The 2,143-nt window shown below is 67.8% G+C and carries 2 protein-coding genes; both read left to right on the top strand.

Translation table 11 applies throughout. The features are described from left to right. On the top strand, nucleotides 1-562 hold a 562-nt coding region (locus VFL64_RS12390; RefSeq protein WP_489540686.1), incomplete at its 5' end, for a methyl-accepting chemotaxis protein. Between the two features lie 37 nt (nucleotides 563-599). Then, nucleotides 600-2,143 (top strand): methyl-accepting chemotaxis protein (locus VFL64_RS12385; RefSeq protein ID WP_489540685.1); only part of this gene is annotated, 1,544 nt, incomplete at its 3' end.

Here is a 2,143-nt window from a genome sequence, read left to right as displayed (position 1 = left end):
TTCGGCCGAGGCCGCCAAGGAGATCAAGAGCCTGATCGGGGCCAGCGTCGACAAGGTCGAGACCGGCTCGCGCCTGGTGGCCGACGCCGGCGCCACCATGAACGAGATCGTGGGCAGCGTGCAGCGCGTGACCGACATCATTGGCGAGATCACCGCCGCCGCCTCGGAGCAGTCCGACGGCATCGGCCAGGTCAACACCGCCGTGGTGCAGCTCGATCAGATGACCCAGCAGAACGCTGCATTGGTGGAGCAATCCGCAGCCGCAGCCGAGAGCCTGAAGCAACAGGCCGGCACGCTGGCCAAGGCGGTGAGCAGCTTCCGCCTGGGCTCGGAGCAGGCGACAGCACCGGCTCCGGCGCCCTTGATGGCGCCTGCCCCTGTGGCCGCCAAGCCCGCGGCCAAGCCGCCTGTGGCCAAGCCTGCTCCGGTGACCAAGCCCGCCCCCAAGGCCTTGGCCTCCGCTGCGCCGGCACCGCGCGTCGAACCGATTGCTCCCGCCCCCGCGGCGTCCAAGCCGGCCGCCACCGCGGCTGCCAGCAGCGACGACTGGGAAACCTTCTGACCGTCCGGCTGATTCTCTCGACGAGGCCCCCCGCACCATGAACCTTCGGAACCTGAGCATCCGCACCAAACTGCTGGGCGGCTTCGCGCTCGTGCTCGTGATTGCCCTGCTGCAAAGCCTGGCCTCGCTGTATCAACTGCAGACGGTGAACGCCAAGTCGACCGACATCGCGCAGAACTGGCTGCCTTCCGTGAAGGCGCTCGGCGACCTGAACGCCGACCTGGCGGACTACCGACTGCTGCGCCTGCAGCTGAGCATGGTCGAGGAGAGCAGCGCCGTCGACGGCTACGAGAAGCAGATGAAGGTCATCGAGGACCGCATCGAGAAGGCCCGCACGGACTACGAGAAGCAGCTCGACGGCGCCGAAGAGAAGAAGATCTTCGCCGAGTTCGACAAGCACCTGAAGACCTATGTGGCCCTGGGCCCGGTGCTGGTCAAGCTGATGCGCAACCTGAATGCGCTCGATGCCAAGGAGCTGATGGCTGGCCCTGGGCGCTCCGCCTTCGACGCGGCCAACGACGAGCTGGACAAGCTGATCGAGTTCAACGCCCGTGGCGCCAACGCCGCCAGCGCCGAGGGCGACGCCATCTTCGCGCGCGCCCGGATCGTGCTGATCGGCAGCCTGCTGGCGATGATCGTGCTCGGCATGGGCATCGGCTGGGTGGTGTCGCGCAACCTGATGGGCGCCGCCACGAAGGCGGTGAACGCCGCCAGCCGGATCGCCGAGGGTGACCTGAGCCAGGACATCACTGCCTACACCCACGACGAGATGGGCCAGCTGATCGACGCCTTGAGCAAGATGCAGACGAACCTGCGCGGCATCGTGTCCGGCGTGCGCCAGAACGCCGAAGGCGTGGCCACCGCCAGCGCCGAGATCTCGCAGGGCAACCACGACCTGAGCGCGCGCACCGAGCAGCAGGCCAGTGCCCTGGAAGAAACCGCCGCCTCGATGGAAGAGCTGGCCAGCACGGTCAAGCAGAACGCCGACAACGCCCGCCAGGCCAACCAGCTGGCGATGAGCGCCTCGAATGTCGCCGTGAGCGGCGGCGAGGTGGTGGACCGCGTGGTCGACACCATGAAGGGCATCAACGATTCGTCCAAGCGCATCTCGGACATCATCGGCGTGATCGACGGCATCGCCTTCCAGACCCACATCCTGGCGCTGAACGCCGCGGTGGAAGCAGCACGTGCGGGCGAGCAAGGCCGCGGCTTTGCCGTGGTGGCCGCCGAAGTGCGCAGCCTGGCGCAGCGCTCGGCCGAAGCCGCCAAGGAGATCAAGAGCCTCATCTCCACCAGCGTGGAACGTGTCGAACAAGGCACGACCCTGGTCGACCAGGCCGGCACCACGATGCAGGAGGTGGTCGCCTCGATCAAGCGCGTGACCGACATCATGGGCGAGATCAGTGCCGCGAGCAGCGAGCAGTCGGCCGGTGTGGCGCAGGTCGGCGAGGCCGTCACGCAGATGGACCAGGCGACGCAGCAGAACGCGGCGCTGGTGGAACAGAGCGCGGCGGCTGCCGAGAGCCTGAAGGCCCAGGCACAGCAGCTGGTGGGCGCGGTGGCGGTGTTCAAGCTGAGCCA

It is taken from the genome of Rhizobacter sp., assembly GCF_035702065.1.
GTDB lineage: Bacteria > Pseudomonadota > Gammaproteobacteria > Burkholderiales > Burkholderiaceae_C > Rhizobacter.
This window is presented reverse-complemented; position numbering and strand designations above follow the sequence as displayed.